The 17943-nt window shown below is 61.1% G+C and carries 15 protein-coding genes; 10 read left to right on the top strand and 5 right to left on the bottom strand.

The annotated features are described in order from the left end of the window. Positions 1-277: 277 nt before the first annotated feature. The 7 genes from ABNK63_RS00575 (at position 278) to ABNK63_RS00545 (ending at position 5703) form a co-directional block, all read left to right on the top strand. Positions 278-913, top strand: coding sequence for an SPFH domain-containing protein (locus ABNK63_RS00575; protein WP_350016374.1), 636 nt, complete (start codon positions 278-280; stop codon positions 911-913). 52 nt (positions 914-965) lie between these two features. Beyond that, on the top strand, positions 966-1925 hold the full coding sequence (locus ABNK63_RS00570) for an IS30 family transposase (protein ID WP_350016373.1): 960 nt from the start codon (positions 966-968) through the stop codon (positions 1923-1925). Further along, positions 1891-2358: an SHOCT domain-containing protein gene (locus ABNK63_RS00565; protein ID WP_350016372.1), complete on the top strand. Its 468-nt coding sequence runs from the start codon at positions 1891-1893 to the stop codon at positions 2356-2358. The genes ABNK63_RS00570 and ABNK63_RS00565 overlap by 35 nt, the downstream gene beginning before the upstream one ends. A gap of 112 nt (positions 2359-2470) precedes the next feature. Beyond that, positions 2471-3154 (top strand): hypothetical protein, encoded by a 684-nt coding sequence (locus ABNK63_RS00560; protein ID WP_350016371.1) that lies wholly within the window; start codon positions 2471-2473, stop codon positions 3152-3154. 17 nt (positions 3155-3171) lie between these two features. Next, positions 3172-3498 carry a hypothetical protein gene (locus ABNK63_RS00555; protein ID WP_350016370.1) on the top strand — a complete coding sequence of 109 codons (327 nt, stop codon included), beginning with the start codon at positions 3172-3174 and terminating at the stop codon, positions 3496-3498. Beyond that, entirely contained in the window at positions 3491-4924 is a 1434-nt protein-coding gene (locus tag ABNK63_RS00550) for a hypothetical protein (protein WP_350016369.1), read from the top strand. Before ABNK63_RS00555 ends, ABNK63_RS00550 begins: the two co-directional genes overlap by 8 nt. Before the next feature lie 152 nt (positions 4925-5076). Next, positions 5077-5703, top strand: coding sequence for a tyrosine-type recombinase/integrase (locus tag ABNK63_RS00545; protein WP_056766468.1), 627 nt, complete (start codon positions 5077-5079; stop codon positions 5701-5703). Between the two features lie 162 nt (positions 5704-5865). Here the strand turns inward: ABNK63_RS00545 and ABNK63_RS00540 are convergent, their stop codons facing one another. Both ABNK63_RS00540 and ABNK63_RS00535 read right to left on the bottom strand, forming a co-directional pair. Continuing rightward, the gene (locus ABNK63_RS00540) at positions 5866-6738 is read right to left on the bottom strand and encodes a nucleotide-binding protein (RefSeq protein ID WP_350016368.1); all 873 of its coding nucleotides are present in this window, start codon (positions 6736-6738) and stop codon (positions 5866-5868) included. A 141-nt stretch (positions 6739-6879) separates the two neighbouring features. Continuing rightward, a complete protein-coding gene (locus tag ABNK63_RS00535; protein ID WP_350016367.1) occupies positions 6880-7605 on the bottom strand; it encodes a hypothetical protein in 726 nt (241 codons plus the stop codon). A 355-nt stretch (positions 7606-7960) separates the two neighbouring features. Between ABNK63_RS00535 and ABNK63_RS00530 the strand changes: the two genes are divergently transcribed. Both ABNK63_RS00530 and ABNK63_RS00525 read left to right on the top strand, forming a co-directional pair. Next, entirely contained in the window at positions 7961-8506 is a 546-nt protein-coding gene (locus ABNK63_RS00530) for a hypothetical protein (protein WP_350016366.1), read from the top strand. A 66-nt stretch (positions 8507-8572) separates the two neighbouring features. After that, complete coding sequence (locus ABNK63_RS00525; protein WP_350016365.1) at positions 8573-9316, top strand: TIGR02391 family protein; 744 nt, start codon at positions 8573-8575, stop codon at positions 9314-9316. A gap of 612 nt (positions 9317-9928) precedes the next feature. On the opposite strand, the gene gnd is transcribed toward ABNK63_RS00525, so the two are convergent. The 3 genes from gnd to ABNK63_RS00510 all read right to left on the bottom strand — a co-directional run bounded on the left by gnd (position 9929) and on the right by ABNK63_RS00510 (position 13759). Continuing rightward, positions 9929-10834, bottom strand: coding sequence for a phosphogluconate dehydrogenase (NAD(+)-dependent, decarboxylating) (gene gnd, locus ABNK63_RS00520; protein WP_350016364.1), 906 nt, complete (start codon positions 10832-10834; stop codon positions 9929-9931). Between the two features lie 73 nt (positions 10835-10907). Further along, entirely contained in the window at positions 10908-12437 is a 1530-nt protein-coding gene (locus ABNK63_RS00515) for a mercuric reductase (RefSeq protein ID WP_350016363.1), read from the bottom strand. Continuing rightward, on the bottom strand, positions 12434-13759 hold the full coding sequence (locus ABNK63_RS00510; protein ID WP_350016362.1) for a glucoamylase family protein: 1326 nt from the start codon (positions 13757-13759) through the stop codon (positions 12434-12436). The genes ABNK63_RS00515 and ABNK63_RS00510 overlap by 4 nt, the downstream gene beginning before the upstream one ends. Before the next feature lie 282 nt (positions 13760-14041). Here ABNK63_RS00510 and ABNK63_RS00505 point away from each other — a divergent pair, with 282 nt between their 5' ends. Next, a complete protein-coding gene (locus ABNK63_RS00505) occupies positions 14042-17920 on the top strand; it encodes a glycosyl hydrolase family 65 protein (RefSeq protein ID WP_350016361.1) in 3879 nt (1292 codons plus the stop codon). Positions 17921-17943 lie beyond the last annotated feature (23 nt).

Here is a 17943-nt window from a genome sequence, read left to right as displayed (position 1 = left end):
ACCCGGTGCGCAACCGCGTTGCGGTTGCGAAAGCAAAAAAGCCAAGGACAAAAGACCCGCTGCGAGCGGGATTATTCAATACCGCGAATGTCTCAGTTCGGCCAGAAGCGGCCACGTCACTCGGTGCGACTGCCTCGGGTAGGCACCCTCGGAACCTGCAACAACAACCAACAGTCAGATCCGCTGTTCGACAAAATCACACGTGGCGGCCAATCAGGCGCCTATGGAGTACATTTGGCTTGGGAGAGGCTGACTATCTTGGCTACTGGGACTGACTATGGCAGTGATTGATCGCGTCAGCTGGGCAGGTAGCCCGGACACATTGGCATGGCGTTACCCGTCAGATGAACTATCGACATGGACGCAACTTATCGTCAATGAGTCGCAAGAAGCCTTTGTGGTAAGTGCAGGCGTGTATGACGGCCCCTTCGGTGCTGGACGTCATACCCTGACCACGGCGAACATACCGCTCCTCACAAAAGCAATCGGACTACCCTTCGGAGGCAAATCGCCGTTCTCCGCAGAGGTCTGGTTCGTAAACCGGGTAACTAATCTCGATGTCCGTTGGGGCACGCCGGATCCCATCCAGCTCCTAGACCCCATGTACAAGGTGATGGTCTCAGTACGGGCGTTCGGGCAGTACGGTGTACGCATTATCGATTCAAAACGATTCTTGCTAAAGCTCGTCGGCACAGTAAGCAAATTTGATGTCGCAACACTATCTGAGTACTTGCGCGGAGCCTTCATTACCCGCATCAAGACGGGAATCGCCCATGCCATCATCAGCCAACGGCAGTCCGTCCTCGAGATATCAACGCAGCTGGATAGCCTTTCGGAGAAACTGAAGCAATCGCTTGCTGCCGAAATGCTGGAGGGCGAGTTCAATTCTGAAGTGCACCACCCCCAGCGGTAGAGCGGCGCAGGTGCGGTAGCCTGCACAGCTTCACCGCCAAGTGGAACTGCACATGAGCTACACACACCTGAGCCAAGACGAACGCTATCAGATTCAGCATTTCCATGGGGGCGGCTTTTCAGCTCGAGAGATCGGCGCGGAGTTGAAGCGCGCGGCGACGACAATCAGTCGCGAGCTTCGACGCAACTCGAGCGAGGCGGCCAAGTATCACGCGCGGGCTGCACAGCGACAGGGCGCCAAGCGCCGGCGTGCGGCGAGCGCGCAACCTCGGATCGGACCGGAGCAGTGGGCCACCGTGGAGGCACGGCTGACAGTCGAGCAATGGAGCCCTGCGCAGATTGCCAGCGAGGTGTCCATCAGCCACGAACGTATCTATCAGCACATTGCTGTCGATCGTCAGCGGGGTGGCAAGTTGTGGCTACATCTGCGCTGCCGCCGCAAGCAACGCCGCCGACGTCATCGCTGTGGCACTCCGCGGCAGCGTCAACGCTTCCACGGGCGGCGCATCGCCGAGCGGCCGGCTATCGTGGAGAGCCGCAAGCGGGTGGGTGACTGGGAAGGCGACACCATCGTGGGCAAGGGGCTTGCGCGGGTCGTGACGCTGGTCGACCGCAAGTCCGGCCTGCTGCGCATGCGGCTCGTACCCAACGGCGAGGCCGACACGGTCATGCGCGCCATCGTCCATGCCCTGCATCCCCTGCGGGCTCGCGTGCATACCCTGACCTGGGACAACGGCAGCGAGTTCGCCGAACACGCTTTGGTCGATATTGCCTTGGTTGCCAAGAGCTATTTCGCCGAGCCGTACTCATCCTGGCAGCGCGGCACCAACGAAAACACCAACGGGCTGATACGGCAGTACCTGCCCAAAGGGTGCGACCTCAGTGTTTACTCCGACGCCGACATTCAAGCGATTGAAGACAAGATCAACCAACGGCCACGAAAGCGTTTAGACTTCCGTACACCACAATACGTTTTCGATGCTTCCTTCAATCGTGGTGCACTTCGTAGTTGAATCCGCCGAGTACGGAATTGGACTGTCACAGTTCAATATCCACTCGATCAATGTGCCCGATGACGATGCGGCGATGCAGAGCCTCAAGACTGCACTGTCACGCCGCGCAGAGATGGGGATCGTCGGCTTTGACTACCAGCAGGAGCGCAGTTTTGATGTCATGGAGGCTGCCGCTGGGAATGAAGGCAGCGCTGGCACGATGATTGGAACCGGGTTGGGTCTCGGAGTCGGCGTCGCGATGGGGCCGCAGTTTGGACAAGCCTTCGGGCAGGTGACTAGCCAGATTCAACCCATACAGTCCCCACCAGCGAACCCTTCCATGAGCGCCGTAGAGCGTATCCGGCACCTCAAGGATCTCGCGGAGCTAAAAGCACAAGGCGTGCTGAGCGAGGAAGAATTCAGGGCGGAAAAGAACCGAATTATCCAAGGCTGATGGATCGCACGACGGTTTTCAGAAGGGTAGAGCCGTACGGCTCCCCCATATTTTTGCAATGAAATGGACACCAGCACGCTTGCAACGCGACGTGCTGAACAGGGGAGACAAGATGAATGCACGTTCATGGGTTACTGTCGCCACGTTTGCAGTCTCGCTGACGGTTGTCGCGATCATTCTCATCATCGCCCCGGGCCAACATTGGTCCGCGGACTCTGTGACCTCACTCGTCCTGTTATATGCCGGATTTGTGCAACTAGTTCTTGTCCGCCATTCCACGGTCACACGAGGGGATAGCGGCCCGGCTATTGCTTCACTAGGAACATCCGTTCTGCTGACCTTCGCATTGCTGACTATCACCGGTTTCGCTCTGTTTGTTGGACTCAACGGCCACAATCGAATGTGCTGGGCATTAAATATATTTGCGGTCGGCGTCTTTATTCTTGGTTTTTCGCTGATGAAAGCGACCAGCGCCATCGTGGGTACATCGGTGGCGTCCCCTGCGTCCTCACAACCCTCACATTGGACTCAACTTCTCGAATCCATGAAGCCTCTTGTGAAGAAGGATGATATGCGCGCGCAACTAGCGCGTCTTTCCGAAAGCGTTCGATACGCCGCCAGCAATCCACGCGGTCTTGTCGTGCCGGAAAACGAAACGATCAACGTCAGCTTGTCGCGACTAGCCTCCGCGATCGCGAGCGATGATCGCGAGAAAACCCATGCCGAGGCAATCCACCTTGAGACCACCTTGATGCAGCGAGAAGCTGCACTCAAAGCGCTGCGCACACACGCTTAAGCAATTGCAGAATTTGTATGAAAAAACATTCGGTGTGTCCATATTGTGGGGCGCCTACGGCGGCCAACGTGTTGCGTTGCTCCTATTGCGGAAATTCATCAATTTCAGAGATGGTAAATCCAGCCACTAAACACGGCAATGGCGATGGTCTCGTTGGAAAATTCAAAATCATTCATATGCATCCGAGTGATCGCGCCATTGCATCATTGGAGAGGGAAATTGCATTTCTTGCTGAACAATATGAGGAAACTTCTAATCCTAGTATTATAAAAAAACTGGAAAACGCCAGACGAAAGTTGAAAACTATACTCGAACAACCTCAGAGCGAAGATTACGATGCTTGATAGTTCAGCTAAATTCATAACTAAAGAATTTGATGAGTTTAACGACAAAACAGTCATAAAGCACAGAGCAAAGATTGCTTGGCGATTTGGCACTGTTTCAACTATGGGCATGGAGAACACTTTCGACTTAGCATTGAGTCAGCTGCGACGCTATAACTTTGAATTCCAACTACGCCGTGTGAAAACGAAAGAATCCGATCTTCTCGTTCTTGATTGCAGCCTTACAACGCTAGATGATTGGTACCATGCACGCAATGGTGATTTAATATTTAATTGTGATCAAGAAAATTATAAGTTTGAATTCTCCGAGACACAAACCAACGTTGATCACGTCGGTGATAAATTGTTCTGTTTTGAAACCGGCTATTATTTGCTAAGTCAGGATGATATCAAGAAAATATGTGATTCTGAGATATTGAAAATAAGACTCAAGGGGGACTCTGAATACATTGAGCCAGATCTTGGCTGGTGCGCACAATTCAAAAATTACTGCCAACAGTTTTATAATAATTCATACGACGCTCTCGCATATCAATCCACGATCGCAGAGACTCCGACGAAACGGGGTAGCGCAACAAAGAGTGTGGCGAGATGGCCATGGGTTATAGGGGGACTCGTTGTTCTATTTCTAATTTACATAGCACTGTCGTCAAAAGATGACACCACCGCATCTGTAGATACATCCTCAAGCTCGCACAGTTCTCAAAGTCTAGCTCTAGTAAACAGTCAGTCGACTGAGAACGGTTCTGACACTCAATCATCCCCTGTCAGTTCAAGCGCTCCTCAAATATCGCGGGGCGAGCAGCGGCAACTGCTTCAGGCAATTAGCGACTTGCGGGCCACCAGACTTGGAAATGTCATGGAGTTTGCCCGCGCCAACAATTGGACAGCCGTTGACCAGGAGGTTACTGCAATGACAGCGGAAGCTCAAAGCGCTCCGGTTGGCGATAAAAATGCCGCGCATATTGCTTACGAAGAGGCAATGACAGATCTAAAATCAGATAAAGCCGGCGACCATTTGTCAGATGCCATTGACGCTTTTACGCAGGCGATCAATGCTGATCCAGCTGACCTGCGCATGCGATATGAGTTTGGTGTCCTATTGATTATGGCGAAGCATAATGGTGAGGCAGTACGTCAGCTTAGCTATGCGCTAGTGCGAGAGCCTGATGATGCGGCCGTATGGGCAGATACTGCTCGGGCAACAGCTAACGATCGGGCAACATCGATATCTGCGCTGAGGGTCGCGATATGGTTTAGCAAGAATCGTGATCGTGCCACCCAAGGTCTCCTCAATGATCCAAAAGAAATGGGCAACCCATTTCATTCTTCAGAATATGAAGCTGTTTGTGCCTCCGTTTTAGCCGACATTAGTAGCATCCCAATTCGGCCATCCTCGACAAAAGAAGCGTCACACATCAATTAGAAACCCAATTTCTGCATCAAGTCGAAATGTCTGCTTTGCAGGAAACCTCAGGATTAGGTTCATTTATTCCAACGTCTGCTCTGGGTCGAACATTGCCCATTCGAGATATCGGCGCACGCTGGCAGGCTCCACCACCTCGGTAGGAGTCCACCATGAATACGATCGATACATCCACCCAACGCCACGAACCCTGGAACAAGGGCAAACTTACCGGACAAAAGGCTCCGCTCAGGCTCCGCGACATCTGGGCAATTCGAATCCGCCTTCAGCTGGCAAGGAAGGTTCGGGATCTTGCCTTATTCGATCTGGCGATCGACAGCAAACTGAGGGCGTGTGACCTGGTCAAGCTTCGGGTACGCGATGTTGGTTCTGCGGATCACATTTCCGCTCGCACCATCGTCCTTCAACAGAAGACGCAGCGCCCCGTTCAGTTTGAAATTACCGCGCCGACGCGAGAGGCAATTTCCGTTTGGATCAAGCAGGCTCAGCTTCAATCGAACGCCTATCTGTTTCCGAGCCGGATCCACAACTCGGACCACCTTTCGACCCGGCAATACGCACGGATCGTCGATGAGTGGATCGCAGGAATTGGTTTGGATGTTGCTGCGTACGGTACGCACACCATGCGCCGTACAAAGGCTACTTTGATCTACCGACGCACCAAGAACCTACGTGCCGTGCAACTGCTCCTTGGACATACCAAGCTGGAAAGCACGGTGCGATACCTCGGCATCGAAGTAGAAGATGCTCTTGAGATTGCAGAGCAGACGGAGGTCTGATCAGATCAACGCCAAGCCGGATGGCGACACGATGCACGGTCGCTATCCGGCCAAGAGCTGACGGTCAAGATGTTGCCTTAGAGTAGGCTTAACGCGGTAAAGGCAGGAAGATGAAAGAAAAGCCTCGTTAGGGGCTTTACACACCGACTAGCGCAAGGATGTCTATATGGCATTATTCATATCGACATTGAGACCCGCCTCCCTCATTTCTTTGGCAAGTTTCAGATGCCACCCTTCGGCTCCATCGAAGGGTGTGTACACGACCCCTAGGTAGTCGGTCGGGATCTCCACACCCTCCTCGTATAGAACGCAAACTTTATGGCGTCCGAGCGAGGCACAGAAGTAGCCCAACTCCAACAAGACATTTTGTCTTGCGCGCGGTTTAGCAGCTTCAGGCGTCTCCTTTGGAGCACCGATGTCATCTGAAGTGAGGAGAACAACAGCGAACCCTACATTCGCAGCGTTTTGTTCAAACTTCTCAATTATCGTTTGACCCCTATTCGGTTGCTCATGAAGAATGACTGCTTCCAATCCTAGACGTTCTATGAAGCGAGCTACGCGCGTCTTTGCCGCTTCATCTCTGCCATGAACGACAAAAACAGAATTTGGTCGTTGATTGAGATGTGTCTTAGCAATCTGGGCCGACGAATCTCCAGGCTCAGGAAACAAATCCAATCGTTCCCTAACCGACTCCAGGTTGGTGATCTTTTTCTGCATACTGCTGCGAAACGACTCAATCATCTGTCCTAGTGATGGGTTCATCATCATTGAGCCGTATAGCGAAACTTGATCGTACTCGTCGGATATGGTGTCTGGCTCAAAGCATCTCTTCAGAAGCTCGATGTTGTATGAATTCCACTTAGTCCGATTTGAGCGCGCACTCTCTAGTTCAGCCTCGTTGCGAATCTGCGAAGACCGCAGTTCCTCTCCAAGCAAAATTCTTTGGGTCAGTTTTTCTGCGACGTCAGCGCGGTGCAGTTGCAACACTGTTGGTTTTTTGGGGGGTTCAGTCGTCGGTGCTCTTGATTTCACCACTTGCTTGATCCTTCTGCGGTAATTTCCCATTTTGCACGTAAATTAGCGTTTGATGGGCGTGCACACCCCGTTGCCACAAACAACGTCCGCGATGGGTCGGAAGCGGACCTAACATCCGTCTTTTTCGCACCCACAAAGGTCCTAGCGAATGAGCATCAGCTTCGACACAGTCGCTTCGCCTGTTTTCCATTTGTTGACGCAAAAGTCGAGCTCAAACTTGAGCCTGTCTATCGAACAAGTCGGGCCTTTTGCATGGACACGAGTTGGTCGCTTGTCCACAGGCGCCGGTGAGTCCGAAAGCCCCATATCGACGTCGCGTTTGAAAACAGCATTCCCTGTGCGCAAGTTGAAATCTGTACTACTGGCGAAGAATGGCTCGTCGTTAAGGCCGCCTTCCGCGAACTGCGCCTGCAAACCTATAAGCTCGAACATCCCCTTGTTCCAGCGGAACTGGTAGCGCACATCCGCCCCTTTGGGCGTGTCCATGGTGACGAAGATGCTGCCCGATTTGATGGCCACCGAAGCAACCAAATTTGCATTGCACCCCAAATCGGTGAAGGTAGACGAAACCAGCGCCTGATCCGTGGTGCGCATCAGGACATGGATTTGACCCGTCAGACATCGACCATGCCCAACCGTAAGAACCACTGCATCGGGTAGCCCGTCCCCATTCAGATCGCCGTCGGCAGTTTGTACCTCCCAATCGCGCGGAAGGCGGAGCGAAGCCACATACTCTGAAACGGCGCGAAACGAACCCGACACGTGCTTCGCGGCCAGTGTCGCATCCTGCGGGCTTCCTCGGGCGAGAAGACAGGTGCTTGTGACGAGTATCAGACCAGCTATCCAGCATGCTCCGTTGCGATTCATTTCCTTCCCCTGTGTTTGCCCCGTCGAAATGTCTGCTACGGGTCGATCTCTGCCTATCGCGCTTGCCCGCGCGTCATCGGATCCGCAAGGGCTGTCATCGGCCAGGAACTGCCGAAGGCGGCTTCCACCAAGCTGCCGGATAGCAGTCGTTGGACTGCTTGCTCAGTTGGTGCTTGCGGCGGCGCGCGGAAGCCTGATTCCAGCGACATCTGTGTCCCGCCGCAGCGCTTATGGTTAGCCCGATGCGGCTCCGCGAAGTTCCTTCTGCATCATGGGGTTGTGCTACCGTTCCCGGAGTCAAGCACGAGATGTAAAGCCGGATGCACGGGTCCTCATATTCAATGGTTAGGCGCGTATGGAAATTGTCGGACTCATCATTGCGTTACTTGGCATCTTGATCGTCTTTGACACGCCACGGAAATGGATCGCAACTCAATTCAGCCGCAAAAAGGCGAACCCGACGGGACCTTCGCTTGCAGACGACGAGCCGACCTCCGTACATGCCATCATCCTGTATGTCAATTCGAGCGTTAAGCCGTTAAATCTCGACAATGACATCGCACTTAATACAAGGTCGACAGTTGATCCATTTGTTGGGGATGGAAGGTGGCTACTTGATATGGTGACTGCGTTGAACATATCCACCATGGGACAGCTAGATGAGCTTGTGGCGCGGCACACCCCACACGCCAAGTTGCTTGCGCACGCAATACTTTCAGAGCACCAGAAAATCCGCCGTGGTCATGGCCTGAGTCTCGTTCTAGAGATTGAAGCAATGCAACGCTACGGCTCGGAGTGGTACGAAAAATTCATTAAGTCACTCAGGATGACATCTTCATCAAAGGGATTCGCTGATGAGATGTACTCTTTCTACACGACGGTTCGCAGATCACGCGCCTGACAATTCATTCGAGGCGGACGGCTACGCCGCCGCTCAATTCCAGCGTTCGACCTCAAGGACCCTATCGTGAGCCCGGCAGAACTTATCGAGCATCTGGAGCGATATGAGCATGACCTATTGGGAATTCTCTCTCGCTTCACTGAGACCAGAGATCGTATAAGCATCGACCATAATGACGATCCGAAGTACCGCCAGATCGTCCAAGAGCTTGCTGACCTGTTGAACGACTCATTGGGCCGAAACACCTACGCACATTCCATTGCCACCATTGCCAATGAGGGCGTCAGTAATTTCTTTCAGTCCCCATCGTTCAAGAGCGTGGAAGACATCATTTCAGTGCTGCGCTCGGCAATTACTCGCATCAAGCGCAACCCAGATGTGGTCGCTCAGCAGCCGACTAGGCCCGCCAATCAAATAGATCAGGTATGGATGCTACTTCACCCGAGTGTAGTCGCGTTGGCGAAACCTCGATTTGAAGCCGGTCACTATGCCGATGCTGTCGAGGCAATTCTAAAAGAACTCAATTCTGTCGTTAAGCTGCTGCACAGGGCGGCGGCAAATGAGGAGCTCGATGGTGCGCCTTTGATGCGCAAGGCTTTTACGCCCAACAGGCCCACTATTACGCTTGATGACCTTACGACAGAAACGGGTCGCAACATTCAGCAAGGCCACATGGATCTGTTCGCGGGCGCGATGATCGGAGTACGCAATCCTAAGGCTCATGGGAACATTGTCATTACGCCAGAACGAGCAATCCACCACTTCTTTCTCGCGAGCCTCCTTTTCCACAAGTTGGATGAGCGGCTTTGAGGTCTAACAGTTCTTGTTCAATGCGGACGGTTACGCCGCCGCTTAGAACCAGCCTTGAAGACTGTCCCGCCCGAAAGCAGTCGTTCGCGACAGGCTGCAACGGGTCGAAAGCCGGCTTCCGAAGCCTGATCCTGCATCACCTCATCTTCGAAAAATGACGAAGCATCTGTTCGTAGCTCCGGCTTTGCGCTGCGGCTTTTGCTCTGCTCCAGCTCTTCTGAAGTGTGCGGGCCACGATGGCCCGCTGCTCTACCCGGGACCCCTCTGCAGCGGCGAGGCGGGGGCGACAGGCCGCGTAGCGGGAGCCGACAGGGATGTCGGCTCCTTTTCGCCAGGGCAGGATGCCCTGTCGAAAAGCCCGGCCCCGACTCGCGAACTTTCCGGGCAGGATGCCCGGAAAGCGCGGAAGCGGGGTGGCCTTCTCTTTGGTTCCTTTCTCTTGGCCACTCAAGAGAAAGGGACTCGCCCTCCGAAGGAGGACGAAAGCTTTTGCTCTGGATGTCGGCAAGGAGCGAAGAACCAAAAGAAAGATCAAGAGCTAACCCCACCCCAACCCTTTCTGCGACCGAAGGAAGTCCCTTTAGGGGCGAGCAGAGGAGGGAGCACGGCCGGCTACTCCTTCTTGATCGCATGCCCCCCAAATTCATTGCGCAACGCAGCCAGCAACTTGTCGCTGAACGAGTCGTCGTCGCGAGAACGGAAGCGTTCCATCAGGGAGAGGGTGATCACCGGGGCGGACACGTTGAGTTCCAGCGCCGCGTTCACCGTCCAGCGGCCTTCGCCGGAATCCACCACGTAGGGCGCGATGCCGTCCATTTCCGGGTTCTTGCTCAGCGCGTCGGTGGCCAGCTCCAGCAGCCATGAGCGCACCACGCTGCCGTCGCGCCAGATGTTGCCGATCTGCGCCAGGTCCAGGCCGAATTCCTCCTTGTGCTTGAGGATCGAGAAGCCTTCGGCGTAGGCCTGCATCAGGCCGTATTCGATGCCGTTGTGGACCATCTTGGTGAAGTGGCCGGAACCGACCGGGCCGACGCGGCCCCAGCCCTTGTCCTTGCCCGGCGCCAGCGTCTCGAAGATCGGCTTCAGGCCGTCGACGACCTGCTCGTCGCCGCCGACCATCATGCTGTAGCCCTCGGCCAGTCCCCACACGCCGCCGCTGGTGCCGCAGTCGACGTAGTTGACGCCCTTGTCCTTGCACTTCGCTGCGTGGCCCAGCGAATCCTTGTAGTTGGAATTGCCGCCGTCGATCATCGTGTCGCCCTTGTCCAGCAGGGCCAGCAGGGCGTCGACGGTGTCGTCGGTGATCTTGCCCGAGGGCACCATCAGCCACAGCACGCGGGGCGCGGGCAGCGCCTGCACCAGCGCCTTCAGCGACTCGGCCGCGCCGCCGCCGTGGCCTTCGAGGCCCTTGCGCGCTTCGGCGCTGGGGTCGAAGCCGGTCACCTGGTGGCCGCCCTGGAGGAGTCGCTGCGCCATGTTGGCGCCCATCTTGCCGAGGCCGATCATGCCGAGTTGCATGGGAGAGTCCTTGCGTCAGTGGAGTAAGGGAAAACAGTGTAGGTGCTGGCGGGGAAAGCCGGCGTGACCGACATCAGCGCGGCCGCGCCAGCCAGTGCTTGAGGCGCGTCACCACGCGGGCGCTCAGCCGCGTCTGGTTGTATGCCTTCGCCGCCAGCCGGATCGCCGAGGTGCGGGTGGGATAGGCGTGGATCACCTTCGCCAGCGTGCGCATGCCCACGCCGGCCACCATCGCCAGGGTGATCTGGCTGATCATGTCGCCGGCGTCGCGCGCCACGATGGTGGCGCCGAGGATGCGGTCGCTGCCGTCGCGCACGTGGATCTTCACGAAGCCGCCCTGCTCGCTGTCGGTGATCGCCCGATCCACCTGGTGCATCGGCACGGTGAAGGTCTTCACCGGGATGCCCCGCGCATTGGCCTCGCGCACGTACATGCCGACGTGGGCGATCTCCGGGTCGGTGTAGGTGCACCACGGCACCACCAGCTCGCTCATTTTTTCGCAGCCGCCGAGCACGGCGTTGCGGATCGCGACGCGCGCGGATTCCTCGGCGGTGTCGGTGTACTTTTCGTCGAGGCAGACGTCGCCCGCGGCGTGGATGCGCGGATTGGCGGTGCGCAGCTGGTCGTCGACCCGGATGCCGGCGACGTCGTCATACGCGACGCCGGCCTTTTCCAGCGCCAGCCCCTGCACGTTGGGCAGGCGTCCCACGCCGGTCAGGATGGCGTCGACGCGGATCGTGCTGTGGTAATCGTCGCTGACCAGGTCGACCACCTTCTCGTCGCCCTCGCTGCGGACGGCGACCGCCATGGTGTTCAGGCGCACCTCGATGCCGTCGCGGGCGAACGCGTCGGACAGCGTCTGCGCCGCGTCGCGTTCCTCGCGTTCGAGGAACAGCGGCAGCTTCTGCACGATGGTGACCCGCGAGCCCAGCCGCTGGAACGCCTGCGCCAGTTCGCAGCCGAGCGGACCACCGCCGATCACCAGCAGCCGCGGCGGCAGTTCGGCCAGCTCGAAGATGGTGGTGTTGGTGAGGAAGCCGGCCTGCTTCAGTCCCGGCACGTCGGGGATGTCCGGGCGCGCGCCGGTGGCGATCAGCGCCTTGTCGAACTGCAGCGGCTGGCCGTTGACGGTGAGGCTGTCCGGTCCGCTGAACTGCGCGCTGCCGAAGAACACGTCCACCCCGCTGGCCGCCAGCAGGCGCACCGAGGTGGTGTTGGTGAGATGGCTGCGGATGCGCCGCAGGCGCTCCATCACGGCGCTGAAGTCGACCCGGATGTCGGCCGGCACTTCGGCGCCGTAGCGGGCGGCGTCGCGCATTTCCGCGTACACCGCGGCGGTGCGCAGCAAGGCCTTGGACGGCACGCAGCCGGTGTTGAAGCAGGTGCCGCCGATCTCGTGGCGCTCGACCAGCGCCACGCGCAGGCCCAGTGCCGCCGCCTCGCGGGCCGCGGCCAGGCCGGCCGGCCCGGCGCCGATGATCACCAACTGGTACGGCGCGGCGGGCGCGGGGTTGTTCCACGACGCGGGGCGCACCGCGGCCAGGCGCTTGCGTTCCCACGCGTCCACCGGCGTGCTGACGCTGGCGTCGAATTTCGTGCTCATGCCGCGGCCTCCGCTGTCGGCGCATCCAGCCAGCCGCCGCTGAAGCCGGCCTTGCGCAGGCCTTCGACCAGCGGCTGGCAGCGGCGCAACGTGCGCCAGATGCCGCCGCTGCGATGGTTTTCGATCATCATGAAGATGACGCCCTGGTCCAGCCCGTACTGACCGCCCGACACCCATGGCCGTCCATTTGCGTCGACCAGGCTGGCGTTGAAGCTGGTGGCCAGGCGGTCGCCGTCGAGAACCTCCGGGTAGCGCAGCAGCATGTTGCGCAGCGCAGACAGCGCCAGCTCCGGCGCGAACGGCACCGAGGCCAGCACCGCCGGCGGCGACAGGGTGCCGTCGTCCGGGCCGTAGGGCACGCCGCGCGCCGCGTAGCCGAACAGGCGACGGCGTTCGTTGTTGACGTCGGGGCGTTCGTCGGTGGGACCGTCGCAGGCGGACAGGCCCCAGCAGTTGCGGTCGTAGCCGGCGAATTCGTGGGGATTGAGTTCGGCGTAGCAGCGCTGCACGTTGATCGCGCGCCGGGTGTTCTCGAAATAGTCGGACTGCTTTTCGCGCATGAAGCCGTCGCGGATGCCGCGCAGGTCGAGCCAGGCGTGCGAGAACTGGTGCACGAACAACGGCCCGGCATACAGGAAATCCTGGTCGTACAGGTTCTCCCACTGGTAAGTGGACTCCCACCCCGCGTAGCACTCCGGCGACACCGGATGGGTGGGCGAGCCCAGCGCCAGCGCGTACAGCACGATCGCCTCGCTGTAGCCTTCCCAGCCGTAGTGCAGGTAGCCGCACTCCGGCTTCCAGCCCTGGCGGATGGTGCCCGCGTCGTCCTGCGCCCAGCGCCAGTCGACGCGGCGATACAGCGTGTCGGCCAGCGCGCGCAGTTCGGCTTCGGCGGCGTTGTCCGCCTGGAACCAGGTGGCCGCGGTGAGCATGCCGGCGATCAGCAGGGCGCTGTCGATCATCGACAGCTCCGACTGCCACACGCGCCGACCCTGGTGGATGTCGAGGAAGTGGTAGTAGAAACCCTTGTAGCCGGTGGCGGTGGGGCTGCCGCTCTGGTCGCTGTCGCGGAAGAAGCGCAGCGCCAGCAGGCAGCGCCGCACCGCCTCGTCGCGATCCATCCAGCCGCGCTCGACCGCCAGCGGATACACCGACAGCGCGAAGCCGACCACCGCGATGCTGACCGGCGAGTTGTCGCGCGAGGTATCCGGCACCAGTCCGTTGCGGGGATTCATCAGCTCCACGAAGTAGCCCAGCGCCGCCCGTTGCAGGCGCTCCAGCAGGGCGTCGTCGGGAAGCGAGCACAGCGGCATCGGTGGCATCCAGCGGGTCCCTGTAGTCGTTGAGGGCAGGACGGGCGCGCCATGCGCACGGCATCGTCCGGCATCGGGCAAGGCTTGGGACAACCGCACCCGGCATTCGTGCCCGGTGCCGCGGCGCGGCCATCCATCCACCAGTCTGCGCAGGCGACTGCATGGATGGCGTGTAAGGCCACGCTGATCGAGCGCTGCTTTCACGCGATGTTTCCCCGCCGCCGCCGTAGGCTGGATGGAGATCGCGGCGCGCAAGGCCCGCGATGATCGCGTCAGGAGTCCACGCCCGCCATGTCTTCCCAATCCCCCGTTTCCTCCGCTGCCGATGGCCACCGCACGGCGTTGCCGCTGCTCTCCAACGGCACGCTGACCAGCATGCTCGACGCCAGCGGCGCCGGCTTCGTCCGCTGGCACGGCCTGGCCGTGACCCGCTGGCGCGAGGATGCGGTGACCGATCCCTGGGGCAGCTTCCTGCTGCTCCGCGACGAGGAAAGCGGCGCGGTGTGGGGCGCCACCGCGCAGCCACTGGGCGAGACGGCGACGAACCGCGCAGCCGGTTACGACGCCGGACGCCTCGTGTTCGGCCATCGACACGGCGACATCGAAAGTTCGCTGGAAATCGCGGTGGCGCCCGATGCCGACATCGAACTGCGCCGGCTCACGGTGACCCATCACGGCGATCGAACCCGGCACCTGTCGCTGACCAGCTACGCCGAACTGGTGCTGGGCCCGATCGGCGACGACAACGCCCACCCCGCCTTTTCCAAGATGTTCGTGCAGACCGAATGGGACGACGCGTGCGGACTGCTGCTGGCGACACGCCGCCGGCGCAGCGACAGCCAGGCCCAGGTGTGGGCGGCGCAGGCGCTGCAGGTCGAGGGCGCGGCCCATGTCGCCACCACGCACGAAACCGATCGCGCCCGCTTCCTCGGCCGCTGCCGCACGCTGCGCGACGCGAGCGCGATGCAGCCCGGCGCGAAGCTTTCCGGCAGCACCGGCTGCGTGCTCGATCCGGTGTTCGCCCTGCGCCACGGGTTCACCCTGGCCCCGGGCGGCAGCATCCGCCTGTTGCTGTGGACGCGGCTGGCCGATACCCGCGACGGCGCCGCGGACCTGCGCGCGCGCCTGGACGATGCCGACGCGGCCACGCAGTTGTTCGCCGCCGCGGCCCGGCACGCGCAGGAGGAACGCCAGCGCTTCGGCATCGACGCGACGCGTGCCCGGCAGTTTGCGCGATGGCGACAGGCCTTGCTGGTCAGCGACGCCAGCCAGCGCGCCCATGCCGACCAGCGCCAGCGTGGCCAGGGCGGGCCGCCCACGCTGTGGGGCGCCGGCATCTCGGGCGATCGACCGATCGCCCTGCTGTTCCTGCGCGCTCCCGCGGATGTCCCGCAGCTGGACGAGTTGCTGCTGGCCCAGCGCTGGTGGCAAGCCCATCAGCTGGCGATGGACGTGGTGGTGCTCGATCAGCTGGGCGCCGACGCCGACACGCTGCGTGACGAACTCAGCCAGCGCGTCGATCGGCAACGGCAGCAATTGAAGGAACCGGGCGACGCGCCCAAGGCCGAACTGTTCTGCCTGCGCGACGACCAGGTCGGCGACGCCTTGCGCGACGGCCTGCTGACCGTGGCGCGGCTGGTGCTGAACAACCCCGCCGCGGCGTCGCCTTCGCCGCCACCGGAAACGGCTTCCCGGCCTTCCCCGATCATCGCCAGCGTCGCCGCGATCGACTTCGACGACGACGACGCGGCAGCCGAATTCGCCAACGGCCACGGCGGCTTCGTCGCAAACGGCCGCGCCTACCGGATCGAGCTGGACGCGGCGCGCCGCACGCCGGCGCCGTGGAGCAACGTGATCGCGAACCCGGCCTTCGGCTTCCTGGTCACCGCCGAGGGCGGCGGCTACGCGTGGTCGGGCAACAGCCAGCAGAATCCGCTGACGCCGTGGCCGAACGATCCGGTCAGCGACATGCCGCACGAGGCGATCTACCTGCGCGACGCGGACGACGGTGCGCTGTGGACGGCCACCGCGTTGCCGATCCGCGTCGACGGGGCCCGCTGCACCACGACCCACGGCAAGGGCTGGACGCGCTTCCGCAACGACGCGCACGACATCGCGCTGGAGCTCGTCCAGTGCGTGCCGGTCGACGACACGATCAAGCTGTCGCGCCTGCGCCTGTGCAACCGCTCCGCCCGCACGCGGCGGCTGGCGATCACCGGCTACGTCGAATGGGCGCTGGGCCCCAACGGCAGCACGCCGGCCCCGTTCGTGGTGACCTCGCGCGACGACGACACCGGCGCGCTGTTCGCCCGCAATCGCTGGCGCGCGGATTTCGGCGAGCGCGTGGCGTTCTTCGACATGGGCGGAATGCAGCAGTCGATCAGTGGCGACCGCGCGCACTTCCTGGGTGCGCTGGGCAGCCTCGCCACCCCGGCCGCGCTGCAGGACGAGGCGCCGCTGGACGGACGCGTGGGCGCCGGCCTGGACCCGTGCGGTGCGCTGCAAACCTGGGTCGAACTGCCGCCGGGCACGTCGCTGGAGCTGCGCTTCCTGCTCGGCGAAGGTGCCGATGCCGCGGCGGCGCAGGCGCTGGTCGCGAAGTATCGCGACATCGCCATCGATGAGGTGCTGGACGAAGTCGCCGCGCGCTGGAGCGGCGTGCTCGACACCGTGCAGGTGAGCACGCCGGAACGCAGCATGGACCTGCTGCTCAACGACTGGGCGCTGTACCAGGTCACCGCCTGCCGGCTGTGGGCGCGCACCGCGTACTACCAGGCCAGCGGCGCCTACGGCTTCCGCGACCAGCTGCAGGACGTGATGGCGCTGTGCGTGAGCCGGCCCGACCTGGCCCGCGAACACCTGCTGCGCGCCGCCGGCCGCCAGTTTGCCGAAGGCGACGTGCAGCACTGGTGGCTGCCGCCCAAGGGCCAGGGCATCCGCACGAAGATCCGCGACGACCGCGTCTGGCTGGGCTACGTCACGATGCACTACGTCGAGGTCAGCGGCGACCGCGCGGTGCTCGACGAGGTGCTACCCTTCCTCAGCGGCCAGGCCATTCCCGACGACGCCACCGACGCGTTCTTCCAGCCCGGCGTCTCGGACGAGACCGCCACCGTGTACGAGCACTGCGCGCGGGCGATCGACACCAGCCTGACCCGTGGCGCCCATGGCCTGCCGCTGATCGGCACCGGTGACTGGAACGACGGCATGAATGCGGTGGGCGCCCAGGGCCGCGGCGAGAGCAGCTGGCTGGGCTGGTTCCTGCTGGCCACGATCGCGCAGCTGGCGCCGGTCGCCGAACAACGCGGGGAGCACGCACGGGCGCAGCGCTGGCGCGACCACGCCGCGACGCTGCGCCAGGCGCTGGAGCAGGCGTGGGACGGCGCGTGGTATCGCCGCGGCTACTACGACGACGGCGCGCCGCTGGGTTCGGCGCAGGACGCGCAATGCCAGATCGACACCATCGCACAGTCATGGAGCGTGCTGGCCGGCGCCGGCAACCGCGCGCACGCGGCCCAGGCGATGGCCTCGGTCGACCGCCTGCTGGTCGATCATCCCCATCAGCTCGCGCGGCTGTTCACGCCACCCTTCGACCAGGACGGCAAGGAAGACCCCGGCTACATCAAGGGCTACCCGCCCGGCGTGCGCGAGAACGGCGGGCAGTACACGCATGGCGCGACGTGGTCGGTGTTCGCCTGGGCCGGGCTGGGCGACGGCGACCGCGCCGGCGACCAGTTCAAGCTGCTCAACCCGATCAACCACGGCGGCAGCGCCGAGGCCATCGCCCGCTACCAGGTCGAACCGTACGTGGTCTGCGCGGACGTCTATTCGGTGGCGCCCCACGTCGGCCGCGGCGGCTGGACCTGGTACACCGGCTCGGCGGCATGGCTGTACCGGGCAGGCCTGGAGGCGGTGCTGGGCTTCCACCTGCGCGGCGACCGGCTGCGCATCGAGCCATGCATCCCGAAGGCCTGGGACGGCTTCCGCATCAGCTACCGTCATCGCGGCACGATCCACGAGGTCGAGGTGCGCAACCCGGAGCATGTCTGTCGCGGCGTGCTGCAGGTTGAAATGGACGGCCAGACGCTGGACGCGGCCGAGCCCATTGCGCTGGCGACCGACGGTGCGGTGCATCGGCTGTGCATCACCTTGGGACGGGTGGCCGCATAGGAGCCCGGCACCGGGCGAGCGGG

Origin of the sequence: Rhodanobacter sp. IGA1.0, assembly GCF_040208325.1 — a bacterium.
GTDB classification, from domain to species: domain Bacteria; phylum Pseudomonadota; class Gammaproteobacteria; order Xanthomonadales; family Rhodanobacteraceae; genus Rhodanobacter; species Rhodanobacter spathiphylli.
This window is presented reverse-complemented; position numbering and strand designations above follow the sequence as displayed.

Excerpts from the sequence above, each read along its gene's own strand:
- ABNK63_RS00575 (WP_350016374.1), top strand. The coding sequence starts at position 278 with ATGGCAGTGATTGATCGCGTCAGCTGGGCAGGTAGCCCGGACACATTG.
- ABNK63_RS00570 (WP_350016373.1), top strand. The coding sequence starts at position 966 with ATGAGCTACACACACCTGAGCCAAGACGAACGCTATCAGATTCAGCAT.
- ABNK63_RS00565 (WP_350016372.1), top strand. The coding sequence starts at position 1,891 with ATGCTTCCTTCAATCGTGGTGCACTTCGTAGTTGAATCCGCCGAGTAC.
- ABNK63_RS00560 (WP_350016371.1), top strand. The coding sequence starts at position 2,471 with ATGAATGCACGTTCATGGGTTACTGTCGCCACGTTTGCAGTCTCGCTG.
- ABNK63_RS00555 (WP_350016370.1), top strand. The coding sequence starts at position 3,172 with ATGAAAAAACATTCGGTGTGTCCATATTGTGGGGCGCCTACGGCGGCC.
- ABNK63_RS00550 (WP_350016369.1), top strand. The coding sequence starts at position 3,491 with ATGCTTGATAGTTCAGCTAAATTCATAACTAAAGAATTTGATGAGTTT.
- ABNK63_RS00545 (WP_056766468.1), top strand. The coding sequence starts at position 5,077 with ATGAATACGATCGATACATCCACCCAACGCCACGAACCCTGGAACAAG.
- ABNK63_RS00535 (WP_350016367.1), bottom strand. The coding sequence starts at position 7,605 with ATGAATCGCAACGGAGCATGCTGGATAGCTGGTCTGATACTCGTCACA.
- ABNK63_RS00530 (WP_350016366.1), top strand. The coding sequence starts at position 7,961 with ATGGAAATTGTCGGACTCATCATTGCGTTACTTGGCATCTTGATCGTC.
- gnd (WP_350016364.1), bottom strand. The coding sequence starts at position 10,834 with ATGCAACTCGGCATGATCGGCCTCGGCAAGATGGGCGCCAACATGGCG.
- ABNK63_RS00515 (WP_350016363.1), bottom strand. The coding sequence starts at position 12,437 with ATGAGCACGAAATTCGACGCCAGCGTCAGCACGCCGGTGGACGCGTGG.
- ABNK63_RS00510 (WP_350016362.1), bottom strand. The coding sequence starts at position 13,759 with ATGCCACCGATGCCGCTGTGCTCGCTTCCCGACGACGCCCTGCTGGAG.
- ABNK63_RS00505 (WP_350016361.1), top strand. The coding sequence starts at position 14,042 with ATGTCTTCCCAATCCCCCGTTTCCTCCGCTGCCGATGGCCACCGCACG.